At 34.9% G+C, this 24,707-nt stretch carries 22 protein-coding genes and 1 riboswitch; of the genes, 11 read left to right on the top strand and 11 right to left on the bottom strand.

Annotated elements, in window-relative coordinates; all coding sequences use genetic code 11:
- The first annotated feature begins 406 nt into the window (after positions 1-406).
- Both BM201_RS07420 and BM201_RS07425 read left to right on the top strand, forming a co-directional pair.
- Positions 407-1,243, top strand: a complete 837-nt coding sequence (locus tag BM201_RS07420) for an OmpA/MotB family protein (RefSeq protein ID WP_175486999.1) — start codon at positions 407-409, stop codon at positions 1,241-1,243.
- A 178-nt stretch (positions 1,244-1,421) separates the two neighbouring features.
- Positions 1,422-1,730 (top strand): hypothetical protein, encoded by a 309-nt coding sequence (locus BM201_RS07425; RefSeq protein ID WP_092541153.1) that lies wholly within the window; start codon positions 1,422-1,424, stop codon positions 1,728-1,730.
- 125 nt (positions 1,731-1,855) lie between these two features.
- On the opposite strand, the gene BM201_RS07430 is transcribed toward BM201_RS07425, so the two are convergent.
- Both BM201_RS07430 and BM201_RS07435 read right to left on the bottom strand, forming a co-directional pair.
- On the bottom strand, positions 1,856-3,286 hold the full coding sequence (locus BM201_RS07430) for an N-acetylmuramoyl-L-alanine amidase (RefSeq protein ID WP_092541155.1): 1,431 nt from the start codon (positions 3,284-3,286) through the stop codon (positions 1,856-1,858).
- Complete coding sequence (locus tag BM201_RS07435; RefSeq protein WP_092541157.1) at positions 3,287-3,664, bottom strand: BlaI/MecI/CopY family transcriptional regulator; 378 nt, start codon at positions 3,662-3,664, stop codon at positions 3,287-3,289. It lies immediately after the preceding gene.
- Positions 3,665-3,940: 276 nt separating this feature from the next.
- On the opposite strand from BM201_RS07435, the gene BM201_RS07440 reads away from it, so the two are divergent.
- On the top strand, positions 3,941-4,675 hold the full coding sequence (locus BM201_RS07440) for a hypothetical protein (RefSeq protein WP_139219159.1): 735 nt from the start codon (positions 3,941-3,943) through the stop codon (positions 4,673-4,675).
- Between the two features lie 84 nt (positions 4,676-4,759).
- On the opposite strand, the gene BM201_RS07445 is transcribed toward BM201_RS07440, so the two are convergent.
- The 3 genes from BM201_RS07445 to epsC form a co-directional block, all read right to left on the bottom strand.
- A complete protein-coding gene (locus BM201_RS07445) occupies positions 4,760-6,274 on the bottom strand; it encodes a DEAD/DEAH box helicase (RefSeq protein ID WP_092541161.1) in 1,515 nt (504 codons plus the stop codon).
- A 95-nt stretch (positions 6,275-6,369) separates the two neighbouring features.
- On the bottom strand, positions 6,370-7,257 hold the full coding sequence (gene cysM / locus BM201_RS07450; RefSeq protein WP_092541163.1) for a cysteine synthase CysM: 888 nt from the start codon (positions 7,255-7,257) through the stop codon (positions 6,370-6,372).
- Positions 7,250-8,044 (bottom strand): serine O-acetyltransferase EpsC, encoded by a 795-nt coding sequence (epsC, locus tag BM201_RS07455; RefSeq protein WP_092541165.1) that lies wholly within the window; start codon positions 8,042-8,044, stop codon positions 7,250-7,252. The genes cysM and epsC overlap by 8 nt, the downstream gene beginning before the upstream one ends.
- Before the next feature lie 185 nt (positions 8,045-8,229).
- Here epsC and BM201_RS07460 point away from each other — a divergent pair, with 185 nt between their 5' ends.
- The 7 genes from BM201_RS07460 (at position 8,230) to BM201_RS07490 (ending at position 17,377) form a co-directional block, all read left to right on the top strand.
- Positions 8,230-9,429 carry an MFS transporter gene (locus BM201_RS07460; RefSeq protein ID WP_175487000.1) on the top strand — a complete coding sequence of 400 codons (1,200 nt, stop codon included), beginning with the start codon at positions 8,230-8,232 and terminating at the stop codon, positions 9,427-9,429.
- Between the two features lie 221 nt (positions 9,430-9,650).
- Complete coding sequence (locus BM201_RS07465) at positions 9,651-11,477, top strand: Xaa-Pro dipeptidyl-peptidase (RefSeq protein ID WP_092541169.1); 1,827 nt, start codon at positions 9,651-9,653, stop codon at positions 11,475-11,477.
- Between the two features lie 132 nt (positions 11,478-11,609).
- Positions 11,610-13,478 carry a DUF4139 domain-containing protein gene (locus BM201_RS07470; protein ID WP_092541544.1) on the top strand — a complete coding sequence of 623 codons (1,869 nt, stop codon included), beginning with the start codon at positions 11,610-11,612 and terminating at the stop codon, positions 13,476-13,478.
- Between the two features lie 33 nt (positions 13,479-13,511).
- On the top strand, positions 13,512-14,486 hold the full coding sequence (locus BM201_RS07475; protein WP_139219161.1) for a hypothetical protein: 975 nt from the start codon (positions 13,512-13,514) through the stop codon (positions 14,484-14,486).
- Between the two features lie 32 nt (positions 14,487-14,518).
- A complete protein-coding gene (locus BM201_RS07480; protein ID WP_092541173.1) occupies positions 14,519-15,289 on the top strand; it encodes an RDD family protein in 771 nt (256 codons plus the stop codon).
- A 3-nt stretch (positions 15,290-15,292) separates the two neighbouring features.
- Positions 15,293-15,877: a GrpB family protein gene (locus BM201_RS07485; RefSeq protein ID WP_092541175.1), complete on the top strand. Its 585-nt coding sequence runs from the start codon at positions 15,293-15,295 to the stop codon at positions 15,875-15,877.
- Positions 15,878-15,967: 90 nt separating this feature from the next.
- Positions 15,968-17,377 carry an amidohydrolase family protein gene (locus BM201_RS07490; protein WP_092541177.1) on the top strand — a complete coding sequence of 470 codons (1,410 nt, stop codon included), beginning with the start codon at positions 15,968-15,970 and terminating at the stop codon, positions 17,375-17,377.
- 101 nt (positions 17,378-17,478) lie between these two features.
- Here BM201_RS07490 and BM201_RS07495 read toward each other — a convergent pair whose 3' ends face one another.
- From BM201_RS07495 to BM201_RS07510, 4 genes are read right to left on the bottom strand one after another with little or no spacing between them, the layout of a single operon-like run.
- Positions 17,479-18,105, bottom strand: a complete 627-nt coding sequence (locus BM201_RS07495; RefSeq protein WP_084841648.1) for a DUF4252 domain-containing protein — start codon at positions 18,103-18,105, stop codon at positions 17,479-17,481.
- Positions 18,106-18,107: 2 nt separating this feature from the next.
- A complete protein-coding gene (locus BM201_RS07500) occupies positions 18,108-18,641 on the bottom strand; it encodes a DUF4252 domain-containing protein (protein ID WP_084841647.1) in 534 nt (177 codons plus the stop codon).
- Positions 18,642-18,649: 8 nt separating this feature from the next.
- Positions 18,650-19,111: a hypothetical protein gene (locus BM201_RS07505; protein ID WP_092541179.1), complete on the bottom strand. Its 462-nt coding sequence runs from the start codon at positions 19,109-19,111 to the stop codon at positions 18,650-18,652.
- On the bottom strand, positions 19,098-19,607 hold the full coding sequence (locus BM201_RS07510; protein ID WP_092541181.1) for an RNA polymerase sigma factor: 510 nt from the start codon (positions 19,605-19,607) through the stop codon (positions 19,098-19,100). Before BM201_RS07510 ends, BM201_RS07505 begins: the two co-directional genes overlap by 14 nt.
- 141 nt (positions 19,608-19,748) lie before the next feature.
- Here BM201_RS07510 and BM201_RS07515 point away from each other — a divergent pair, with 141 nt between their 5' ends.
- Entirely contained in the window at positions 19,749-21,206 is a 1,458-nt protein-coding gene (locus tag BM201_RS07515) for a S41 family peptidase (protein WP_175487001.1), read from the top strand.
- Positions 21,207-21,473: 267 nt separating this feature from the next.
- On the opposite strand, the gene BM201_RS07520 is transcribed toward BM201_RS07515, so the two are convergent.
- Complete coding sequence (locus tag BM201_RS07520; protein WP_092541185.1) at positions 21,474-22,553, bottom strand: YncE family protein; 1,080 nt, start codon at positions 22,551-22,553, stop codon at positions 21,474-21,476.
- A 10-nt stretch (positions 22,554-22,563) separates the two neighbouring features.
- Positions 22,564-24,399: a TonB-dependent receptor plug domain-containing protein gene (locus BM201_RS07525; RefSeq protein ID WP_092541187.1), complete on the bottom strand. Its 1,836-nt coding sequence runs from the start codon at positions 24,397-24,399 to the stop codon at positions 22,564-22,566.
- A gap of 31 nt (positions 24,400-24,430) precedes the next feature.
- A riboswitch (cobalamin riboswitch) is annotated at positions 24,431-24,661 on the bottom strand.
- Between the last annotated feature and the right edge of the window lie 46 nt (positions 24,662-24,707).

The raw sequence follows: 24,707 nt of genomic DNA on the forward strand, positions 1-24,707 counted from the left end.
AAAAAATGCAGCTGCAATTAACTACTAAGAAGGCATATTTTACGCGATATTCTTATAATCTTCTGTTAAAATTGAAATTACCACATCTGTGGAACAAATTCTACAGAAGTTTAGAAAATTTCAACACTTTAATTTCCTAAATATTTTTTCAGAAAAAATAGAAAAAATCTTTATATCGACCATAAACAACTGTTTTTCAACAGTTATAAAAGTAAAATAAAACTTCCCCAAAATTTTTGGGTACGTTTTTGAAGCACTAAAATTCCAAATGTGAAAAAAGTTTAATAGCAAGTTAAATAAGCTTAAAAACAAACTATCTATTAAAATTCTATGTTGTTTTAAGCCATCATTCAGCAAAAAAGTTGAATTCAATATTAAACTATTAACTACTTAAATAATGAGAAAAATGAAAAGAAGTTTAGCTGTAACAGTTTTTTCAACGGCCCTGTTGGCCTCATGTGTTTCTAAAAAGAAATATGTAGCCTTAGAGGGTGAGCTTGACGATACTAAAAGTACCCTACAACAAACAAGAGTAGAAAAAGAAGAAATTGAAGAAAAATACGCTGCGATAGAAGAGCGAGTAGCAGACTATAATGCAAAGATAAATTCGCTACGCTCTTCTAATGACGAAAAGTTAGAAATGAACGATGTAACAGCGATGTCTAACAAGACTAAAGAGCGCATGAGAAAAACCATTGCTAAAATGGATGCCTCTAAGCTTGAAGGTGTAGAAACTTTAGAAGATTCTATTAACGCTGCTATCTCATATAATCTTAAAAATGAGATTACAGAAGGTAAAGATGGTGACGATGTAGATATTACTGTAGATAAAACAGTCGTGATGATCAACGTTTCAGATAAATTATTATTTAGAAGCGGTAGCTATAGATTGTCTAACGAGGCGCAACCATTACTTAAAAAACTTGCTGAAGTAATTAACAGCGAGCCAGCGATGGAAGTAATGGTAGAAGGTCATACAGACGATCGTACCATGGTAGAAGATTCTTGGTTAGAAGATAACTGGGATCTAAGTGTACGTAGAGCCACAGCAGTTGTAAGACAATTACAGGATAAATACGATGTAGATGGCAAAAAACTTATCGCTGCAGGTAGAAGTAGTTATGCTCCACTAGTAGAAAATACATCTAAAGAAAATATGGCAAAGAATAGAAGAACTAGAATTGTGGTAATTCCAAATCTTGATAAATTCTTTGCAATGTTAGATTCTGAAGGAGAAATATAATCTTACAGATTGCAAAAGGCTTTAATCGAAGTCTATAAATAAAAGTTCAAATTGTGTAAAAAAGGCGGAACCTTATGGTTTCGCCTTTTTTGTGCTTAATTTAAGAGCATTTTAAAACAAGCTTAAGTCTGATTTTAGAAGATTCTGACCTATATTTTTTAAATTGAAAATAAAAATTATGAGCACAACTGAAAGAAACAAAAATCAGGATCTACCTTACAATCCAGAAATCACGAAAGAAGATGAACAGGCTTTGAATGATAAAGGCAAAAGCATGAACAAAGGACAGGATGCCGAACTGGATAATAAAGAAACTCCAACCGATTTTACTGCTGAAAATTTAGATATTCCAGGAAGAAATGAAGCCGATGTTTCTACAGATGGAGCTGATATTCCAGATGAAGAAAACTATCAGTTTAATGAGCGTGGCACTAAACCTGAACATCAAAAAGAAAGTGAGCATCCTAAAAGCGATGAAAAAATTTAAAATCACTTTTTAGTAAACTACCTCGAGGAGAGCCTCGTAGTATTATACCCATTGGCGGTGCCAATAAAAAAGGCGGGACATTTTTGTCCCACCTTTTTTGTTTCAGTTTAAAACCGAAGCTAATTTTATCGATTTTCGGCAATTGTTTTTAAGCTTTTAAAAATTTTCTCTGCGATTTTCTGCTGCCCTACTTCACTATTGAAGTAATTTGAATTTTCGTTACTCGCAAAATCTCCCACTTCTAACAATACCGAAGGTTTTTTACTTTGTAAGATTATAAACTTTCCTTCATTAATTTTTGAAGCCTTATCCTTAAAAACTGAAACCAAATCTTCAGCAATTTCTTTAGATGCAGCAGCACTGCTGCTCTCTGGATTATAAAATCCCTGAACTCCGTTTTTATTTCCGCCCCCCAAGTGTAAACTTAGCAAAAGGTCTGCACTGCTAGTTTTTGCGATTTCCAAGCGGTGTTTCAAATCTATAAATTCATCTTCATCCCTAAGTAATCGAATTTCTACGTCACGATCACTTAGTTTTTGTAAAGTTGAAGCTATTTTTAAATTGATATCTTTTTCTTGAATTCCGTGCTGAAGATTTCCTGGGTCTATTCCGCCATGCCCGGCGTCTAGAAGCACCACAAATTTAGGATCACTCCTTTCTGCGGCGAAAGAGCTAAAAACCAATACTGAAGCAAATAAGCTTAATGCTGAAAATAGATTTAAAAATAATTTCAGTTTTGATGGATGATGTTTGTAAATCATGGTAATTCGTTTTTTGGTATTGATAAAACTAAATGAACTCGCCAGGCTGGTTTGTTTTGCCCGGCAAAAATTAAATATTGTTGATGCGTAATCGTTTTTTCCAAAACCCTTTTTCAAAACTGCTTCATCTGCTAAAAACTCATGATTCTGAATAATTTCTTTCTTTAAAAGCCACAATGCAGGATTAAACCAGAAGAAACATAGCAAGACTTCAACAATTATAAGATCTACGGAATGAAGCTGATCTGCATGGGCTTTTTCGTGGGCTAGAATATATTCCAGAGTTGTCTTATTTCTTTCATCTTCAATAAAAATGTAATTGAAAAAACTAAAAGATTCCTCATTAGCCTTGGACATAAAAACGCGGTATTTCCCTTGTTTTCCGAAATTTGAAATCTTTAATTTTTTATAGATAAGCAATAAATTCCTGGTAAAGCGTAAAATGAAAATGCTAGTAATTAGCCCGAAAATAATCGATAAGATGTTTAATGGATTCGGTTTCTTTTCTTCGAAAGGAATTAAAGTTTGTTCGCTACTTAAATCATTTGAAGCTTCAATTGTCAATTCTCTTGGATGTCCTGCGAAGATGTCTTCAGCATTAAAATCTAAATTTACAGTTGGTAGATTACTTTCAAATAAGTTTGAGATCGGCAACAAAGGAGCACTTAAGCCACCAACTAGAATAAGTAATAAAAAAAACCTGCTAAATTGATGATTTTTAGCTTTAACAAAAGCTAGATAAATGAAGTAACACAAGCTTAAACTAAGAATACTTATTATTGAATATGCGATCATTTACTGCTGCTTTTTATCTTTTATTTTTTCCTGAAGAATACTTTCTAACTCTTTGAGTTCTTCTAAACTTAAATCTGAATTTTTTGTAAAAAACGAAGCGAATTGAGAACTCGAATTATCGAAAAATCCAGAAACGATCTCTTTAAAATGATTTTTAAAATATTCGGTTTTGGTGATTTTGGGATAATATTCTTTATCACGCCCATATTTTTCAAAACCTATGTATCCTTTCTTCACCATCCTAGAGATCAATGTTGAAATCGTAGTGTAAGCTGGTGCCGGATCTGGAAATTGATCTACAATATCTTTAAGAAACCCCTTTTCTATAGCCCAAAGGTATTTCATGATCTGTAATTCAGATTTAGAGAATTGTTTCATTGCTACATTAGTAGTTTACATACTACAAATGTAGTAATAAGTTTCTATATTAGGTTAGTTTTTAAAAATTTTCGTGGTTCAATTGACTTTCCCACTCAAATTGTAGGTTTAGACCAATATTTTACAAACCGGAACGTTATAGAAATTTATCCATCATCCTTTCTATGATTAATAAACCAAAGTATATAAAGCTTCTTAAGATTGATCGCTACAAAGATTTTGAATGTATCAAATCCAGATGTAGAAATTCCCAGAAAAAACTTTAAAAAGCTTAAAATGAAAGATCTTTTTTGGTTATTGATATTCATCATTTGCAGCGCTACGGTAAATGCACAGAAAATAACCGGCTATGTTTACAATACCGAAGGAATAATTCCCAACTTTAAAGTTGAAAATATTTCTAAAGGATTTTATGTAGAAACCAATGCTGAGGGTAAATTTTTGATCTCTGCTAATTTAGGCGATACCATCAGTTTTAGATCGATTGCTTACAATTCCTATAAATTTATGGTCAAAAATTCTCATTTTGAAGAAGAAATAGTGGTCGAATTAACAACAAATAGTCTGGAAGAAGTAAAGCTATCTGGCGGTAAAAGTTTTAAAGTTCCGGTAGAGCAATTAGATGATCAATTGCTTAAAGGCATCAGAAGTGATATTGCTAAAAACCCACTGGCTTACAGACCTGGTTACGGAAATTTACTGGAAGCTCCTTTATATCTTGCTAAACTTATTTTTCCGAAGAAAAAAAAGACCGAAATAGCTCATAAAGTTGAATATAATTTAAGATTTGAACATTTTAAAGCCTTTTTTAAAGAGGATGACCTTATAAATGAAGAATTCTTGATGAACGAACTTTTAATTCCGAAGAAATATCACGTCTTATTCTTCAATTTTTTAGAAACGGAAAATTATACCTCAGCACTTCTCGGAAAAGATCTGAAATTAGAAATGATTAGCAGGTTGCAAGAATCAGCAAAAGAATATCGGCAAGAAGTTCTTTCTAAGCAATAAAATAACGCCTAAAAAACTCGAATATCAAAAACCAAAAACCCCTCAAAAATCGAGGGGTTTTTATTGATTTTTATGTAAAGCTGACTAAAATTCTTTATTTATAGCCATTCTTAATTTTCTGGAATAATCTTCTTCTAACCAATCGCGATAGTTCTTGGTACTTTTAGAAATACAATAAGAGTATTGTTTAATTCTAGAAGAAATATCGTCTTTCAACTCTTTCGCCAAAATACGTGCATCAAATACATCTTCGCTATTTTCTACACACATTTTTACGTGCTGCTCCATCGACCATTCCAGCACTGCTTTCGATTTAAGTCCGCGTTTAATCACATCGTCATAAGCCGCCTCAACATCGAAGTCTACATTATCTGAATTGGAGAATTGCTCACGTAATTCTGGAGGCATTTCATATTTAAACTCACGCTCAATTTCCTCATCGCTTAATAGATTTTCAAAATAGAAATCTGGCGAACGGAAAATTTGTTTCCAATCTACAGGAGCGCTCCAATGCCCAAATCGAGCCATATTATTACCAAGATCGATTACATTAAACTCCTTTTTACCCGGTAACACACGAGAACCACGACCAATCATCTGGAAATATAAAGTCAGTGATTTTGTCGCACGATTAAGAATAATGGTATCTACCGTTGGCTCATCGAAACCTGTAGTTAGAATACTTACCGATGTCACAATAGCATCTGGCGTATGTTTAAACCATTTTAAAATTTCCTTACGATCCTGTTTGCTCGTCGTATTATCCAGGTGACGAATGTTATAACCGGCCTGTTTAAAAGTGTAGTAAACTTCGATCGAAGTATTAATACCATTATTAAATATTAAGGTCTTTTTCCCTTTAGAGCGTTCTAAATAAGCGTTTAATAGCTTTTCCTGCATCGACATATTCGTATACAGTTCTTCGGAAGATTTTACGGTGTAATCACCGTTCATTCCTACTTTTAATGCTGATAGACCTACGTTATAGCTATAAATATTTGCTCGTGCTAAAAAGCCTTTTTCTATTAATGAAGAAATAGAATCACCCACGATCAATTCGCGGTAATTATCCTTCATTGGTAATTTAATGTTAGAACTAAGCGGAGTTGCAGTTACTCCAAGGATAAAGCATTTTTCAAAAAACTTGAATAGCTTTCTAAAACTATTGTAATGCGCCTCATCGATAATCACCATCCCGATATCCTCAAGATCTAATTTATCATCGTGAAGACGGTTATTTAAAGTCTCTACCATGGCAACAAAACACATATAGTCATGTTGATCTGGTAATTCTTTCACTTTACTATTTATGATCTTATTCTTAACACCAAAATCGGTAAGCATTTTGTTGGTTTGCTTACAAAGTTCGATACGGTGCGTTAGAATAAGTACTTTCTTTTCTGTACGCTGAATATACTCTCTAACAATTTCAGAAAAAATTACCGTTTTTCCTCCACCAGTAGGTAATTGATATAAGAGATTATAATGTTCTGGATGTTCATCTATAACACTAAAAATCTTATCAATATCATTCTGCTGATATCCATAAAGTTGCTTATCTACCTTCTTCTCGCTAATTCCTAAATCTGAAACTTCCATATACCCTGTTTTAATCTGCAATTTTGCAAAAATAGCGCATTTTTCAGGTTTATAGAAATTATCTGCGTAGAAATCGAGATTTACGCCATAATTTGTTAATCCTCAAACAAATCTGAAGACAAATAACGGTCGCCACGGTCGCAAACAATGCTTACCACCACACCTTCTTCTAAAGAATCACAAAGTTTTAAAGCCGCAGCGGTAGCTCCTCCACTACTCATCCCCGCAAAAATTCCTTCTTCTTTTGCGAGTCGCTTGGTCATTTCTCTGGCTTCATCTTCGCTTACTTCGATCACCTGGTCTACTTTCCTTTCATCAAATATCTTCGGAAGATAAGCCTTGGGCCATTTTCTAATCCCGGGAATACTAGAATCATCTGTAGGCTGTACCCCAACGATCTGAATATTTTTATTTTGTTCCTTCAAATAGGTTGAAGTTCCCATAATGGTCCCGGTGGTTCCCATGCTCGAAACAAAATGTGTCACTTTATGATCGGTATCTTTCCAAATCTCTGGACCTGTAGTTTTGTAATGCGCTTTCCAGTTATCTTCATTGCTAAACTGGTTGAACATAAAATAGCCCTCGTTTTCAACTTTAGCTTCAGCATAATCCCTACTTCCTTCTATACCTTCTTCAGCACTAGTTAAGGTCACTTTGGCTCCATAAGCACGCATGGTTTGTACACGTTCTTTGGTAGCATTTTCAGGCATTACCAATTCTATGTCCAACTTAAACATAGAGGCGATCATCGCTAACGCAATGCCCGTATTTCCGCTGGTGGCTTCGATTAGTTTGGTTTCTTCATTAATTTCTCCTCGATCCAAAGCACTTTTAATCATATTATAAGCAGCGCGATCTTTTACACTACCACCGGGATTTTGCCCTTCAAGCTTAAAATAAAGCTTAACCTTTGGATTGCTGACTAATGTTCTGGCTTCGACTAAAGGTGTGTTTCCTATTAATCTGAATATCGATTTACTCATTTTGAGCTGTATTTTTAATATTAATTTGTGGAGTGTGGGAAACCATAGAATTTGCAGGTACAGATTTGGTTAACCAAACATTCCCTCCTATCACGCTATTGGCACCAATTACCGTTTCGCCACCAAGGATCGTTGCATTGGCATAAATGGTTACATTTTCTTCGATTGTTGGATGGCGTTTTACTTTACGCAAATTGCGATCTACATACAAGGCGCCTAATGTGACTCCCTGATACACTTTTACATTATCCTTTATCACCGCCGTTTCTCCTATAACCACACCGGTAGCATGATCTATAAAAAACGGAACTCCAATCTTAGCACCAGGATTTATATCTGTTCCGGTAAGATTGTGAGCACACTCAGTCATTAACCTTGGCACTAATGGTAAACCAAACTGGTAAAATTCATGACTTAATCTATAAATTGCGATGGCAAAAAAACCAGGATAAGAAAGACAAACTTCTTCAACCGAATTTGCCGCGGGATCATTAGTCGCTATCGCTAGTGCATCTGAATTCAATTTTTGAAGAATCTCTGGTAGTTTTTCAAGATACTCTTCCCAAATATTTCTACATGGTGTATTAGGTTTCCAGCAAACAAGATCGGCCAGTGTTTCAAATTCCTTCCCTAATTTCTTAAGGTTTTCTTCAACTTCAGTATCTTCATCAAACAAAGTATAGAACAAATGTTTGGTAAAAGCTTCTGTTCTTTCTTTAATTTCAAACTTAAGATTCGGTAATTTTTTATGGCTTTTTATTTCTTTGATTACTGCGTCCAAATTCATTTGCTTCTCACAATTTTATTCCAAAAATAAGGATTAAGATTTCAATAGTCGACTGAATACTGTAAAGCTTTCAGTATAACCTATCGGAATTGTTGGTTTACGACCCAAATTAATTAATGCTGAAAGAAATACAAGTCTATTTTAGCCTCGAATTTCTAAATTCTATATTTGTAAAAACTTGTAATTTGAAGGATTTTTACCGCTTTATCATTGCTAATTTCAAAAAGCTAAGTTTTGGATGGGTTTTAACATTTCTCTCCAGCTTTGGGCAAACCTTTCTAATCTCTCTCTACGTCCCAGAAATCATAAAATCTTTTTCAATTTCTGAAGGAACTTTTGGTGCTATCTATGCCGGCTGCACAGTTACGGCTTCTGTCATCATGCTTAGTCTTGGACATAACGTAGATCATAAACCCGCAAAAACCGTTACTGCTTTTAGTATTACCGGTCTTGCCATTGCAAGTATTTTATTGGGATTCAGTTATCATTTTGCTGTTTTAATATTGGCCATCATTATGTTGCGGCTATTTGGGCAGGGCTTACTTACGCATATTAGTATGACTCTAATTTCTAAGATCTTTGACAAAAATCGCGGAAAAGCACTGAGTTTTTCTTCTTTAGGTTTTTCTATCGGCGAAGCGATTTTACCGATTTTGATCACCACGATCATTAGTTTTTATAATTGGCGAATCGCTGCAATTTGTAGCGGAGTCTTACTGCTTTTTTATCTAATCAAGTTAAAGTTCACTAATCTTGATCATTTTGATGAACAATTAATCTCTATCAAAGGAAATTCTACAAAGAAGATGGTTCGCAATTATAAAGAGATTATTTTTAATCGAAAATTCGGAATCATAATGCCCGCTGTTTTCGCAGTAAGTTTCATAAATACGGCTGTATTTTTCTATCAGTATATTTTTGTAGAAGAAAAACAATGGTCGGTAACCTTATATGCTTCATTTTTTACCGCTTATGCGATCACCAGGCTTGTATTTTCGTTGTTCGGTGGCGTTTGGGTAGACAAATACACCGCTAAAAAATTATTCAGATTTTATCTAATTCCGCTTAATATTGGTCTTTTACCTTTTGCGTTTATGGATAGTATCTTAGGTGCCTTGGCTTTTCTAATTTTAGCCGGAATAACCACCGGAATTTCAGGAACAGTAAAAACTGCTATCATTGCTGAAATCTATGGCACAAAGAATCTGGGAGCAATTAGAAGTATATTTACCATGTTTATGGTTATAAGTACTGCTTTAGGACCTTTATTGGTAGGATTACTTATCGATAATAATTTTAGTGTTTCGACAATACTTTTATGTTTAAGCATTTTACTAATTCTGGTCGTTTTTAATTCACAACGCATTGGTAAAATAGAGAAATAAAGTCCTAATAATTACAGCGTTTTATCTTTTCTGAAGACATCTAGAGAAGCATTAAATCCGAAATGTTTATATTTAGCCAAGTAAACTACCTCAGGGCAAACCCTCGAGGCATTCGTTGGAAACAAATTTTTAATTTCGAGGCAAGACTCTGGGTATTATACCCTTTGGCGGTACCAATCAAATTTTATTCATTATTAACCTCACTTAATTACCTCACTAAAATGATTAAAAAACAAATCGCTTTTTTCTGGATCGCCTGTTCTATCGTGGTTGTAAGCTTTGCTCAGGAAAAAGTACAGCCAATTTTTGAAAATGGCGAAGCGCAAATAGTACCAGAATTTGAAGATTCTTCAAAATGGATTCGACATGATCTTTGGGTTGAAACCGAATTTGATACAGATGGCGATGGAAAATTAGACCGCATGCATGTAGATGTGACCAGACCTGAAGCTACCGAAACTCAGGGATTAAAACTTCCGGTTATTTACGAATCAAGTCCTTACTATGCCGGGACAGCAGGTTTTGCTGAAGGTATTTTTTGGGATGTAAATCATGAACTTGGTGAGTCTCCAAAAGAAAGAGTACATCCAGAAGTTGTAAGACGTGGCGAGCGTCCAATAATATCGAATTCCCAGATCGAAACCTGGGTGCCACGTGGTTATATCGTTATACACTCCTCTTCGCCGGGAACAGGTTTGTCTGATGGTTCTCCTACCGTTGGTGGTGATAACGAGTCTTTGGCTCCAAAAGCAGTGATCGATTGGCTAAACGGTCGTGCAAAAGGATATACCGAGCGTACCGGAAACGAAGAAGTAAAAGCGTACTGGTCTACTGGTAAAGTTGGAATGACGGGCACTTCTTATAACGGAACCATTCCCCTTGCAGCGGCAACAACCGGAGTTGATGGTTTAGAGGCAATTATCCCGGTTGCCCCAAATACTTCTTATTATCACTATTATCGCTCTAACGGATTGGTAAAATCTCCTGGTGGCTACCTTGGCGAAGATATTGATGTGCTTTACGACTTTATTCATAGTGGAGACGAATCTAAAAGAACTTACAGCAACAGAACCGTGCGTGATACCGAAATGAGAAATAACCTGGATAGAGTTACAGGAGATTATAACGATTTTTGGGCCGGCCGCGATTATTTAAATGATATGAAGCCAATGAAAGCGGCTTTATTAATGTCGCACGGATTTAATGACTGGAACGTGATGCCAGAGCATAGCTACCGTATTTATAAAAAAGCGGAAGAAATGGGATTACCAACTCAAATCTATTATCACCAAAACGGTCACGGCGGGCCTCCACCACTTAGTATGATGAATCGTTGGTTTACGCATTTTTTATTCGGAATCGATAATGGCGTAGAAGACGATCCAAAAGCATGGATCGTAAGAGAAAACGACGATCGCCAAAAGCCAACGCCTTATGCCAATTATCCAAATCCAGAAGCCAAAGATGTTAAGTTACATTTAAGCAAAGGAGCACCAAAAACCGGTAAGCTTCAACTTGAAAAGCAAGATAATCAAGGCAACGAAACTTTAGTAGATAATTATTCTTTTAGCGGTGAAACACTGGCACAGGCCGAGAATACAGATCATCGTTTGCTTTTTGTGACTCCAACTCTAAAAGAAGATGTTCATCTTTCGGGAATTTCAACTATAACCTTAAAATTGGCGAGTAGTAAACCTGCTGCTAATCTTTCGGTTTGGATGGTTTCTTTACCTTGGACAGAAGGTCGAAATTCGAAGATTACAGATAATATTATTACAAGAGGCTGGGCAGATCCTCAGAATTATAAATCAGTTACTGAAAGTGAGCCTTTAAAACCAGGCAAATTCTATGAAATGAGTTTCGATCTAATTCCAGATGATCAAATCATTAAAAAAGGACAGCAAATCGGACTAATGATCTTTTCTAGTGATAAGAATTTCACTTTACATCCCGAGCCGGGAACAGAACTAACAATAGATCTTGATGCGACATCGATCACGATTCCTGTGGTTGGTGGCGAAGCAGCTTTAAAAACTGCTTTAGAATAATCTTTATCGAAATTGTATAAAATCAGCCGGAATTTTTTCCGGCTTTTTTATTTAAAACTAGAGATTTCTTTTAGCCATAACAGTTAACATATGCTTATTTTGTTATCTTTAAAAGGTCTACAAAATTATAGCATGAAAATCATCAATCTTTTAGTTATCGCCTTTTTAGCGCTGCCAATTACGGTGCAAACAACCGAAAAAGAAATCAAAACTGAAGTCAGCGGTGTTACCGTATTTCTGGAAGGAGCCCAGGTTTCCCGCCAAAAGAATATTCCTGTAAATAGTGGAATATCGATTTTAAAATTTACCAACTTATCCCCTTTTATCGATGCAAAAAGCGTTCAGGTTAAAGCTGAAGGAAATATCACGGTACTTTCAGTAAATCATCAGCAAAACTTTTTAAACGAATTAAAAAAGTCTTCAGAATTAGAAAATCTTGAAAACAACATCACTGAAATCAATCAGAAATTAGAAATAGAAAACACCTATTTATCAATTATTCGCGAGCAAATTATATTTCTTCAGGAAAACAGAGATATTGGCGGGAAAAACGAGCAGGTTGATATTTCAAATTTAGAACAGGCGTCTAATTTCTACGGAAAAAAATTAACCGAGCTTAAGTTAAGCGAAGTAGAACGGGTTAGAAATGTTGAAAAATTAGTTGCAGAAAAGACCAAAATCGAAAATCAGATTAATAGCATTAGCAGTAAAAAAGATTTTCCGAATGGAGAAATACTAGTTAAAATTGAAGCAAAACAAAGCACCACTTTTCCTATAGAAATCACATATTTAGTGGGAAATGCCGGCTGGTTTCCTTCTTACGATATTAGAGCAAAAAATATTAAAGAACCTATTAACCTGGTTTACAAAGCCAATGTAAAGCAAGATACCAAGGTAGATTGGAAAAATGTAAAGCTCAAATTTTCTTCAGCGAATCCAAATACTTCTGGATTGGCACCAAAATTAAGAACCTATTATTTAGGATATAATACGCTGCCGCCTTCTTATAATCTTACCAATAATTCGGTTACTGGAAAAGTTGTAGACGAAAATGGCGATCCATTACCGGGAGCAAATGTGATGATCGAAGGCTCTACCATTGGCACCGTAACAGATTTTGACGGCTATTATTCGATTACCATTCCTAACGAGGAAAGTAGATTAAGTATTAGCTATGTTGGTTTTGAATCCCAAAAAGTACCTGCGAATAGAAGCCAAATCGATATCGTTTTAAAAGAAGATTCTGCAGCATTAGATGAGGTCGTTGTTGTAGGATATGGAAGAAGTAATCGAAGTGTTAGTAGAGCTCTCGCAGGAAAAGTTGCTGGTGTTTCCGTAAACTCTAAAAAGAAAAATGAAAGCATCCCGGTTCCCAGTGTTCAAAAAGAAAATCAAACTACCGTAGATTTCGAAATTGAAATGCCGTATACTATAAATTCAGACAATAAAAGTTATGTGGTTGAAATGACCAATTACGAGCTACCCGCGCAATACCAGTATTACGCCGTTCCTAAAATTCAAAAAGATGCGTTTTTAATTGCTAATATTAACAATTGGGAACAATATAATCTGCTGGAAGGCGAAGCCAATATTTTCTTTGAAGGCACTTATATTGGAAAATCTTTGATGGATGTACGATATATTACAGATACGCTAGAGGTTTCTTTAGGTATCGATAAAAAGGTTTCTGTAAATCGCCAAAAGATTAAAGATTTTACCGAAAAACAATTTATTGGTAATAAAAAAGAAGAAATTCGAGAATGGGAAATTTCTATAAAAAACAATAAAAACGAAGCCATAAAAATGATCGTACTAGATCAGGTTCCTGTGGCTACTTCAGAAGATATTTCAATAGATATTGAAAATATATCGAACGGAAAATTGAATGAAGAAAATGGTGAAGTAGCATGGGATTTTAGCCTAGAACCGACTCAGGAAATAAAATTCAATCTAAAATATTCTGCTAAATATGCTAAAAGTAGAAATCTAATTTTGGAATAATTTCGTATTATTATCAAACTTAAATCCCTACAAATGCGCAAATTACTCTTGGTTTTCATCCTGGGATCACTCCTATCCTGCGGAAGATCGTCTACAGATTTTAGCCCAAAAATAAATTGGAAAGTTGGAGAAACTAAAAATCTAACGATAAGTGTTTACGCCAAGGAAATACATAATAGTAAAATATTGAAAGATAGTACGTTTACATTACATGCAAGCATAGTAGTAAACGAAGTTAAAAACGATTCTTATTTTGTTGATTTTGAACTTAAAAATCCTTTGGTTCTGCTTGCAAAAAACTATGATAAAAAGATTGAAAGTAAACTTAAAGATTTTAAAACGATCAAAGCAAAACTTAAGCTTGGTAAACAGTCCCTGGAATCTTGTTTAGTTTCTGAAGTGCAATATACATCAAGTATAGTAGCCAGCAAAAAGGTTATTATAGAGATGCTAAATATCAATACTCCTGAAAAATTGGCTGAAGCCGAAAAAGCAATAAGCAGCACTGAAGAAGAATTGATCAAAACGAAAATGATCTTACAGATTCCAGATCTACTGCTTAAATCTTATACAATTAATTATTCTGTTCAAGACACAATAACAACCATCGATACCACTGCAAATCCATTCGATCTAGAACAATTTAAACAGGCTACCAGAAAAACTTATGTTCAAAATGGCAAAAATGAAACTTTTACGGTCGTTTCTGAAACTAAATATGATTTTGGAGCTTATAAAAAGCAAATTGAAAATTTAAAAAATAAGATGCTTACTGAGGTAGCTAAGGATTCTACTGAAAAACAAGTAGCGCAAACAACTAATCTTGCAGACGCTTATTTTACTAACTTAGCAATGGTTTACGATCTGGACGCTTCAGATAAAATAGAAATCGCAAGATCAAAAAGCGATAATTGGCCAAAACATATCGTTAGATATAGTATGCTAAGCATGGAAAATTCAGATCTTAATTCTAAAGCAATAGTGAAAATTAATATCAATATTGAATAAAAACGGGCTATTTTCGTGGCAAAATCAGCCACATGTTTCCCTCTTCATCAAACTTAAGATTAGCGAGTAGAAAACGTCGATTCGCAGCATTTGTAATCGATCATTTTCTATTTACAGTTATTTTGGTTTCCTTTATTTTTTTGGTGATTGGTACAGACTTTACTAACAAAGAAGACACCGCAAAATCAGCAATTTCAATACTTGCAAGTGCTTCTGTAGGAATATTAATTTATCTCTTTAAAGATTGTATAAAAGGAAACAGCCCGGGCAAATGGTTGTTGGGTATTGCGGTTAGAGATGAGCACGATCCACATCACATCCCAGCATATTATAAATTATTCTTAAGGAATGTTTTTCTATTAATCTGGCCGTTAGAAGCGATCATCCTTGCAAGCAGTAACGAGAAAAAACGACTTGGCGACAAAGCGACAAACGCCATTGTAGTTCAGCAAAATAAAAAGCCAAAATTGCTGCCAATAATATCGATTATCGTCGTTACTTTTATTTCATTCTTTACATTTATTATTTTCTTTATCGCAGGAGCTTTAAAAAACTCTGATTCTTATAAAATTTCTATTGCTGAAATTGAACAAAATAAGGCTATTATTGAAGAAACCGGCGGAATTGTAGAATATGGAATTTTTCCCAGCGGAAGTATTTCTACCAGAAATGGCGAAGGCGAAGCCGACTTAAAAATTAGCGTAAAAGGAAAGCTTAAAGATGTAAAGGTTCGTGTAAATCTTACAAAATCGGCTGAAGAAAACTGGAAAGTTGTTAATATTGAATATCATCCTGAAAATTAAGTTATGAAAAATTCTATTTACGAATTTACACGAGAAGATTGGAATACGCTGTACCCTATTCATCTGGAAGATCATAATCCAGAATGGAAAACTATTTTCGAAAAAGAAAAGGAGCTAATTTTATCGAATATCGACTCAAAGTATTTTGAAAAAATAGAACATTTTGGCAGTTCGTCTATTCCCGGGATAAAATCCAAGCCTTATATCGATATTTTTATCATTATTCCTGAAGCCTATTTATTTGATAAGGAACTGATAAAAGCTTTTGAAAATTTAGGCTATTTTCATTTTGAAGTTCCCGCCCGCGAAGATATTGAAGCTTACAGTTCTTTTGGCAAAGGCTATCGTGTAGACGGAAAAAAGGAGCAGATTTTTCATATACATATGTGTCCATCGTCCAATATTATGTGCAAGCAATTGGGGTTTAGAGATTATTTAATCGCTAATCCAGAAAAAGCCAGAGCTTATGAAAATTTAAAGATCGCACTTGCCAATAAATTCAAAAACGATCGTGGCGCTTATGTTTTAGGTAAAACCGAATTTACCAAAGAGATCATTAAACTTTGGAAAGCGTCTAAAACCAGTTAATTCAGGTTAATTTGATTTTTGTTACTTTAGAAGGCGAAGGCATTTCAAAACTTTCATCCAAAATCTATTGTGTAACATTAATTTATTCGCTTGAAAAAACTCTTCCTATTATTGCCAATATTGGCCATTTTAAGCTGCAAAAATTCTGAAGAAAAAACTGCCGAGAATTTAGATTTCGATCTTGCCATAACAAACATTCAAATTATCGATCTGGAGAAAGGCGAAATTCTACAAAATAAGACCGTTTTTATAAAAGACGATCTTATTTCAGCAATAAAAGATTCCGAAGAAAATACCTCAGCAAAAAAAGTTATCGACGGAAAAGATAAATTTCTATTACCCGGATTTTGGGATAATCATGTTCATTTTAGAGGCGGTGATTCGCTAATTTCAGCAAATAAAAATTTCCTTGGTCTATTTTTAGCCAACGGGGTAACCACGGTTAGAGAATGTGGTGGCGATATGACCAGTTCTATTTTAGAATGGCAGCAAAATATTGCTAATAATCAACTTGCCGGACCTACAATTTATACTTCTGGACCAAAATTGGACGGAGAAAATGCACGCTGGGAAGGTTCTTTAAAAATTGCTTCTGAAGATGATATTGCTCCTGCCCTGGATTCTTTGCAAAAACTGAAAACCGATTTTGTAAAATTATACGATAGTAAATTTACCGGCGAATTATACTTAAAAACGATCGGAGATACTGAAGCACGCGGAATAATAAGTAGCGGCCACATGCCTTTTAGCGTGACTTTAGACGAAACAACCGCAGCAGGAATGGATGGTATCGAGCATCTTTATTATATTTTAAAAGCCTGCTCTGCGGAAGAAGAAAGTATTACCCAGGATGTGATTGATGGGAAAACCAGTTTTTGGGAATCTTTAGACCGAGTAATGAAAACCTATGCTGAAGAAACTGCTGAAAAAACATTTACTACTTTAAAATCTCGTGAAGTTTACGCAATCCCCACCCTGCATATTAATCATACGCTTAGCTATCTTGATGAAGAACCCCATGAGAATGACGAATATTTGGATTATATGGGTAGCGGAATCATAAAAACTTATGAAGGCCGAATTAGAAGTGCACTCAATGCGAGCGAGGAATTTGTTAAGACTAGAAAACAATTAGATTCAGCTTTTGTGAGTTTAGCTAAAAAGCTTCAGGAAAATGAAGTTTCGCTTTTAGCAGGATCAGATTGTGGAGCTTTCAATTCTTATATTTATCCGGGGATTTCGTTACACCAGGAATTACAAGCATTGGTTGACGCAGGTCTTAGCCCCCTGCAGGCTTTACAGACTTCAGCAATAAATGGTGCAAAATTTCTAAAGAAAGAAAACACTGGCGCTATTAAGGCAAATTACAAAGCAGATCTGGTAATTTTAAATGCCAATCCTTTAAAAAATATCGAAGAAACGCAGAATATTAGCTCAGTTATTAAAAACGGAAAGGTATTTCAGCAGCAAGATTTAGAGGGCTTAAAAACAGCACCATAAAAATTGATTCAAAAAATTTATAATCTTAACTATAGAGAAAACAAAAAAGGGAATGCCATGGCATTCCCTTTTTACTTCAACTAAATTAAATTGACGACAAATTAATTTGCTGTCGATACGGTATCTACTTCGACATCTACAGAGATACCAGATTTTACTTTTGTAGAATCTGTTGTTACCTTAATGTTTTTAGAGTCTCCTCCCATCATATCAGCGAAACCTTTTAAACCTTCAACATTAATATCATCGGCATCTAGAGATTTCACAAGCTCCATGATCTTTTGTGGATTCATATCCTTTCCTAAGATCCTTGCAACTCCCATTCCGCGTTCATTATCGTATCCAAAAGCTACGATCTCGTCTATCGCATCTTCTTCTCCGGTAAAGTAAAGCGCTCCTTTTCTTTCGTTGCTTCCGTACTTCATTAGTAATTGATACTTTTCATTACTAAAAATCTCTTCCAATTCGGCTTTTTCAGCATCAAAAGTTTCGTTTTCTTCATTTAAAGGATAGGCAAGTACATTAATCTTACGAACGCTTTCCAAGGTTGCACGCTGATCCTCGTCTAAATTATCGGCCTTTGCAAAAAGGCTGGTAGGAATATCTAAAGAAATAAACTTACTGTCTTCCTGGTTCTCTACATAATACTTCTGTAATGTTTTCTCGTTATTACACGCTAACATTAATAGACTTATGGCTATAAAACTGATGGTTTTGATGATTTTCATGTTTATTGGTTTTTAGTTTTTGCGTTTTTTAATTGATCTGCTCCCGGCACATTAAGATCTGAAGTTAACTTGGATAACTGTGTAAGATCGATCTGCCCGGTAATTCTTAAGATTACAGAGATTGGCTCGCCTCCTTCATCACCGTCCATAAACATTAAAAGCTCTTTTACGATGTCATCGTTTTTACCATCTGATTTTGAGTAAAATTTGATGTTTTTTCCAGAATCTTTAATTCGCATTAATTCGTCTAAAGAGCCTTTATTTAAATAAGCCTCAAAATCTTTAGACATCTGCCCTCTTATAGAAGAAGAATTTGTTTTATACAATCTTATCTCACTAAGATTCTCGATCATTTCCATGTATTTTTTAGCTTCAGGATCTCCTTCGCTAAGATCTACTTTAGATAACATTTTAAACATCTTGCTGGTCATTACCATCGCATCGACATCTTTCATGTTTTCATACTTGGCAAAATCCTGTGATTGTGCCAAAAACGGAGCCATAAAAAGGGCTACAATTACTACTATTCGTTTCATACTGTTCGTTATTTGTTGTTGATTATTTTTTCTGTGGGGTTACTAAATTCTTTTAAGTACTTTAAATCTTCTTTACCTTCGTTCATTAATTTTGAAATCATCTGAAGAGTTTGCTTTGTTTGCTGATACGCCATTTCTTCTTCGGTTAACTGCCCTAAATTTTCTGAATTTAAAGTGCTATCCTGATTTTTAAAGAAGAAAATACTAAAGATTAAAGCGATCATTGCTGCGGCATACATCCAGGATTGCGGCTTTAGCCTGCTTTTGCGCTTTTCCGGCTTCAATTGTGGGGTAACATCTGTGGTTTCCTTTCTACTAAAAGCTGAAAAACTAAACATTAGCTGATAAGCTTTATGTCGCTGTGCAACCTGCCCGCTATCAAAATACTCCTGTAGCTCCTGCTCTTCAGCAAGACTAGTTTCCGCAGCATCATACTTTTTTAAAAGTATGTCTATTCTATCCAATTCCATAGCTGTGTTGTTTAATAAGACTTTCTTTTATTTTTTTTCTTGCACGGGAGAGCGCTACTCTCACCGCTGTATTTTTCATTTTCATGATCTTACAAATCTCCTCGAACTCATAGTGCTCTACATCTCTTAGCTGAAATATGGCCTGCTGCTGCTCGGGTAGTGTTTTTAAAATTTCGTTTATCCACTGCATTTCATCTTTCAGTTCAAGTTGTCGTTGTCCAGAGATTTCGTTGTTATCATAATTAGTATGTACAATCCGAAGATTATTGTTTTGCTTAAGCTTTAGTTGATCATAACAATAATTCTTGGTAACCGTCATTGCAAACGCTTCTACGTTGGCATAATCATTGATTTTATCTTGTTGGTTCCAAAGTTTAATAATCACATCCTGGGTTGCATCCTGTGCTGCTTCTTTAGATGTAAGCAATCTTAGAGCCAAACGATAAATCTTATCCTTAAAAGGGTTGATAATATTTAAGAATGTTTGTTCTTTCATTTTTGATTGATGGTTGGTTTTTACTACCCTTTCATAATTACGACGGACGACAATTTATTTTGTTACAAAACTTTTTCAAATTATTTGTTTTGTCGCTATTTTAGCTTTTTTTAATAATAACTTTAAATGAAACGCATGAAAATGAGAAGATTTCTACTAGTCGCAATATTTGCTGGTAGTTTAATGACGTCCTGTTCTGAAGATATGGATGATGTGATTGATGATGATGTACTTGTAGAGCGAGAAAATGTCGAGATTGAAGACTTCATTTATCGTGGGATGGACGAGATCTATTTATACAAACCAGATATTCCAGAATTAGCAGATGATTATTTTGATTCTGAAGATGATTATTACGATTTCCTGGTAAGTTGGGATACCCCTGAAGATTTATTCGATGAAGGACTTGTAGCTCCACAGGATCGCTTTAGCTATATTACAGATGATTATATCGAATTAGAAAATAGTTTTAGCGGAATCTCAGAAACTACTGGTGTAGATTATAGATTGTATCTTTTTTCTAATTCTGATGATATTTTTGGAGTTGTAAGGTATATTGTTCCTGGTAGTAATGCCGAAGGAACTGCGATAAAAAGAGGTGACCTCTTTACTGAAATTAATGGAGAAACCTTAAATAGAAATAATTATAGATCATTATTATCCAGCCCATCAGTAACTTTTACATTAGCTGAAATAAATGATAATGCGGTATCAAATACCGGTGAAGAGGTTACCATAGCAACTAGCGAAGTGACCGAAAATCCTGTCCTTATTCAGAATGTTATCGAAACTGATGGATTAAAGATCGGATACTTGATGTATAATAGCTTTGTGGCCGATTTCGACCAGCAATTAAATGATGCTTTTGCCTATTTTGCTTCAGAAAATATCGACCACCTTGTACTAGATTTAAGATATAATGGTGGTGGTCGTGTAAGTTCTGCAACGGCTTTAGCAAGTATGATCACTGGTTCTTATACTGGGGAGATCTTTGCAAAGCAACAGTGGAATGAAGATTATCAAAACTACTTTTTAGCTACAGATCCAGATCGTTTATTCAATTACTTTACAGATGATCTTCCGGGAGAAATAGCATTAAATCAGTTAAACCTTACAGATCTTTACGTTATTGGTACTTCTAGTACTGCCTCAGCAAGTGAGCTAGTGATCAATGGATTAAAACCATATATCGATGTGTATTTAATTGGACATACTACTACTGGTAAATCGCAGGCTTCTGTAACACTTTACGACAGTCCAAATTTTGGTCCAACAAATGCAAATCCAGATCACACCTACGCAATACAACCATTGGTTTATGAATCTGTAAATGCAAATGATATCGTAGTGCCTTACGATGGAATCGATCCAGACGTTGAAAGTTATGAATCTCTATCCGATTTAGGTGTTTTAGGTGATCCATCTGAACCTATGCTTGCTGCTGCTATTAATGCTATTACAGGCAATACTTCAGAAGCCCAGGCTATGACTCGCCAAAGAGAATTTAATTATCAGGAATTTAAAGAGCGTGCTTCTTTACAGCCTAATTATAAAAGAATGTATATCGATGAATTACCGAGTTTAAGATTAGACCAATAAAATTTTAAACTTGATATAAAAAACAAAAGCCCCGGTTTCCCGGGGCTTTTTCATAGGTGATAGAATCTTATTTTAGCTTTCGCTAATTTCGATTCTATTTTAAAACGAAAACATTTTACTCTAATTTCCTTTAGAATATTAAAGTTTTCTAAAGATTGGGTACAAAAAAAGAATCTTTACATACTAAGGGCAAGCTTCCAGTTAAGTATATCTTTTGAAACTACTGCACATCAATAACATAAACTTACAGAAGCTAGCCACAAAGAATTAATCATTAAAATAAAAGCTGTTAGGACCAATACCTACGCTAAATTCAGCTACGAAATCTCCAGCTGTTGTATAAATTTCTATAGTCCCTGCAGATGCAAAATCACCTCCATCTGAAGTATAGATATAATCATCTTCTACTGCAAAACCATACATTACTCCGTAAGCTGAAGTGCTTTCATATGAGAATAATGGCGATTCTGGCGATTCTAGATCACCTTCAGTAATAGCATAAACAGAAGTTCCAGAAGTAAAATAAATTATTCCATCTTCAATATCAAGATTATTAGTGGATCCAATATTACTTAGATCTGTTTTAGTTAATTCTTCCCCAGTACTCAAATTTAAAGTATAAAGATTCTGATTCGACAAGGCATAGATTACGTTATCAATGATTTCTATAGAAGTTAAACCTTCAGTTTCATTTTCATTATTAACAAAAAGCTCATAAGTATCTTCAAATGCATTTGTTTCAGGATTAAATACTAGAATACTGTTTCCTAATCCAAACGACGCATTTTCAACGTAAATTAAACCATCTTTTTCAAATACTTGTCCTAGGACTTTACCAGCTTCAATAGTTTTTTCTACTTCCAGAGTTTCCAAATCAATAACAGTTAAAAAATCATCTGTAGTATATCCATCTCCCCAAGTCAAATTACGATTGGATACGTAAGCTTTACCATTGTAGGCCACACCATACACTGGAACAGTGAGACCACTATCAACAACACCTTCATATTCAAAAGTTTCACGATCTACAACGGTAATTAAATTAGAGCCATTAGAAATAATATAAGCATGATCTTCATCAAAGAAGATAGACTGTAAATAACCACCAAGTCCCATATCGGGATTTACAGTTTCAAAAATGTTATTTTCTACATTCGTAAATTCTGAATCTAAAAATGAAACAGTTCCCTCAGTTTGTGATCCTTCATTTAAGATAATTACGCCTTCCTCATACGCTTGTTCTTCATTTTCTTCTGGAACTTCAACGAAACCATCGTCGTCACTGCTACAGGAATTCAGTAAAAAAGTGCCAAAAAGGCCAAGAGCAAATAATTTGCTAATCTTCATAGTTAACTAGTTAAAAATTAATGTTTAGGTATAAATTATAATTGATTCCCGGCATCCACCGGTCTTCTACATTCTGATATTCGTTATTTAATAGGTTATTTATTCTTGCGCCTAACTGCCAGTTTCTTCGTTTATCGATGGCATAAGAAAGTCCTACATTGGTTAAAAAATATCCCGAAAGTTCATCACTATGATCGGTACGTGTGTAAACCTTCCCGTTATATAAAAACTGAAGCGATGGCGTAAATCGATAGATCTGGTAATTGATATTTCCGTTAATCTTTTGGAAAGGCGTATAAATTAACTGGCGATGAGTTTCGGCATTTTCAGAAATCGTATACGCATAATTCAAATTAACGTTCAAGATTTGATCTTTCGCCAGCTTTTTCTGCCAGTTTAGGTAAGATTCAATTCCGAAGATCTCTACTTTATCTTCATTAACAGGACGCCAAATTCCGCCTTCTCCCGGCAACCAGCGAATCATATCTTCTACCTGGTTGTAAAAAAATGTAAGCCCAGATTCGATGTTTTTAATCCTGAAAATATTACCAATTTCTGCCTGATCTGAAGTTTCCGGATTTAAATATGGATTCCCTGAAGATGCCCAATAAAGATCGTTATATGTTGGTATCCTGAAATTTCTTGAGCCGTTGAATTTTAAGCTGTAAAAATCGCTAAACTCATAACTGGCACCAAAAGAATATAGAAGCGGACTATCATAATTGTCTGTCGCCTCCTTTCGCAAACCTATTTCAGATTGAAATTTTTCTGAAAAATGGTATTTAGCTAATATCGCTGCAGAAAATATATTACGATCATTTTTAGCAATGCTACTGCCCTCGCCTTCTGTATAGGTATTCTGAATTACGGCATTCATTAAAAGATCTTCTGAAGCTTCATAGGCTAAATCGTATTTTGCAATATAACTTTGGGCATTTCCGAAGCTAAAACTATCATTTTCGATATTCGCGAAATATTGATATTCCTCTCGAATAAAAGCCAATCTTGCCACCTGAGTGAAATTAGAAAATTCGCTATTCCACTCCAGCAAGTTTCGATAAGATCGATCATTATATTTGGTTCGATTTTCGGAAGGGCGAATTAGTGAAAAATGCCGTTCTCCATCGTAAATTTCGCTGATCAGTTTTAGTGTATTTTTTGAATTAAATCGATATCCCAGCGTAACATTGGCTGAATTATTATAAAAATCGCCATTCAGGTTCTCGCCACGATCATCTGGATACTCATAATCATTGTCACTGCTATTTCTGGAAATCGATAAATTTAAGCTCCAATTTTTTCGGGCGGTTTTAAAATTGTAGCGAGCATCAAGCGTATTAAAACTTCCGTAGCGCAATAAAAGATGATGTTCCTGCCGTTTTTTGAAAGATAAAGTATTATTTAAATGCACGCTTCCACCAATCGCTCCGGTGCCGTAAACCACGCTTCCACCACCACCGCGAACCGCAATCTGGTTATAAGCACCACTATTTACAGTATTAAAATCGATCTGACCGTTAAACTGGGAATTGATGTTGATCCCGTTCCAGATAACCGCAGTTTGCGAAGCTGAAGTCCCTCTAAACGATGGCGATGAAACCATGCCGAGACCATTTTCTCTAAAATATATTGGTGTGTTAAAATTTAAAACTTCGGTTAAGAGGGGCTGATTTTGGGTAAGTAAGGAGTCAGAAAGCACGGCAACATGCTGCCCTGTAGAAAATTTCTGTAGCTTCGTATCACTAAGCATCACAGTATCTAAAACCGTAATTTCCCGTGATTGAGAATAGATTTTAGACGAAAAAAGCCCAAAGGCTACCAGTATAAAAAGTAGTTGTTTCTTCATGCGCCAGCGACTTTTATCCCGAAAGTCAATCCGTTTTTAATAATCTCTGGCAGGTCTCCTGGCTAGCGTCCTGTAATGTACCTTCCCATCTAAAAAGACAGTGGTTTGAAGTTTTTTACAAGCATTCCTAAAACGGAACAAAGCTTACAGTTGCGGGAACAGCTCAGGTTTTAACTAAAAATCGACGTTTAAAACAGCAATTTTCAATATTTCCTGATTCCCTTTTAATCGGCATTGCCGAACCAAAATTTCAATGCGAATTTAATCATTTCCCAAACGAAAGCATCTAAATTTCTAAATAATATTAC

Source organism: Zunongwangia mangrovi (assembly GCF_900112105.1).
GTDB lineage: Bacteria > Bacteroidota > Bacteroidia > Flavobacteriales > Flavobacteriaceae > Zunongwangia > Zunongwangia mangrovi.

What these genes read in the sequence shown, in the direction of transcription:
- BM201_RS07420 (WP_175486999.1), top strand. Translation starts at nt 407, where the DNA reads ATGAAAAGAAGTTTAGCTGTAACAGTTTTTTCAACGGCCCTGTTGGCC.
- BM201_RS07425 (WP_092541153.1), top strand. Translation starts at nt 1,422, where the DNA reads ATGAGCACAACTGAAAGAAACAAAAATCAGGATCTACCTTACAATCCA.
- BM201_RS07430 (WP_092541155.1), bottom strand. Translation starts at nt 3,286, where the DNA reads ATGATCGCATATTCAATAATAAGTATTCTTAGTTTAAGCTTGTGTTAC.
- BM201_RS07435 (WP_092541157.1), bottom strand. Translation starts at nt 3,664, where the DNA reads ATGAAACAATTCTCTAAATCTGAATTACAGATCATGAAATACCTTTGG.
- BM201_RS07440 (WP_139219159.1), top strand. Translation starts at nt 3,941, where the DNA reads ATGAAAGATCTTTTTTGGTTATTGATATTCATCATTTGCAGCGCTACG.
- BM201_RS07445 (WP_092541161.1), bottom strand. Translation starts at nt 6,274, where the DNA reads ATGGAAGTTTCAGATTTAGGAATTAGCGAGAAGAAGGTAGATAAGCAA.
- cysM (WP_092541163.1), bottom strand. Translation starts at nt 7,257, where the DNA reads ATGAGTAAATCGATATTCAGATTAATAGGAAACACACCTTTAGTCGAA.
- epsC (WP_092541165.1), bottom strand. Translation starts at nt 8,044, where the DNA reads ATGAATTTGGACGCAGTAATCAAAGAAATAAAAAGCCATAAAAAATTA.
- BM201_RS07465 (WP_092541169.1), top strand. Translation starts at nt 9,651, where the DNA reads ATGATTAAAAAACAAATCGCTTTTTTCTGGATCGCCTGTTCTATCGTG.
- BM201_RS07470 (WP_092541544.1), top strand. Translation starts at nt 11,610, where the DNA reads ATGAAAATCATCAATCTTTTAGTTATCGCCTTTTTAGCGCTGCCAATT.
- BM201_RS07475 (WP_139219161.1), top strand. Translation starts at nt 13,512, where the DNA reads ATGCGCAAATTACTCTTGGTTTTCATCCTGGGATCACTCCTATCCTGC.
- BM201_RS07480 (WP_092541173.1), top strand. Translation starts at nt 14,519, where the DNA reads ATGTTTCCCTCTTCATCAAACTTAAGATTAGCGAGTAGAAAACGTCGA.
- BM201_RS07485 (WP_092541175.1), top strand. Translation starts at nt 15,293, where the DNA reads ATGAAAAATTCTATTTACGAATTTACACGAGAAGATTGGAATACGCTG.
- BM201_RS07495 (WP_084841648.1), bottom strand. Translation starts at nt 18,105, where the DNA reads ATGAAAATCATCAAAACCATCAGTTTTATAGCCATAAGTCTATTAATG.
- BM201_RS07500 (WP_084841647.1), bottom strand. Translation starts at nt 18,641, where the DNA reads ATGAAACGAATAGTAGTAATTGTAGCCCTTTTTATGGCTCCGTTTTTG.
- BM201_RS07505 (WP_092541179.1), bottom strand. Translation starts at nt 19,111, where the DNA reads ATGGAATTGGATAGAATAGACATACTTTTAAAAAAGTATGATGCTGCG.
- BM201_RS07510 (WP_092541181.1), bottom strand. Translation starts at nt 19,607, where the DNA reads ATGAAAGAACAAACATTCTTAAATATTATCAACCCTTTTAAGGATAAG.
- BM201_RS07515 (WP_175487001.1), top strand. Translation starts at nt 19,749, where the DNA reads ATGAGAAGATTTCTACTAGTCGCAATATTTGCTGGTAGTTTAATGACG.
- BM201_RS07520 (WP_092541185.1), bottom strand. Translation starts at nt 22,553, where the DNA reads ATGAAGATTAGCAAATTATTTGCTCTTGGCCTTTTTGGCACTTTTTTA.
- BM201_RS07525 (WP_092541187.1), bottom strand. Translation starts at nt 24,399, where the DNA reads ATGAAGAAACAACTACTTTTTATACTGGTAGCCTTTGGGCTTTTTTCG.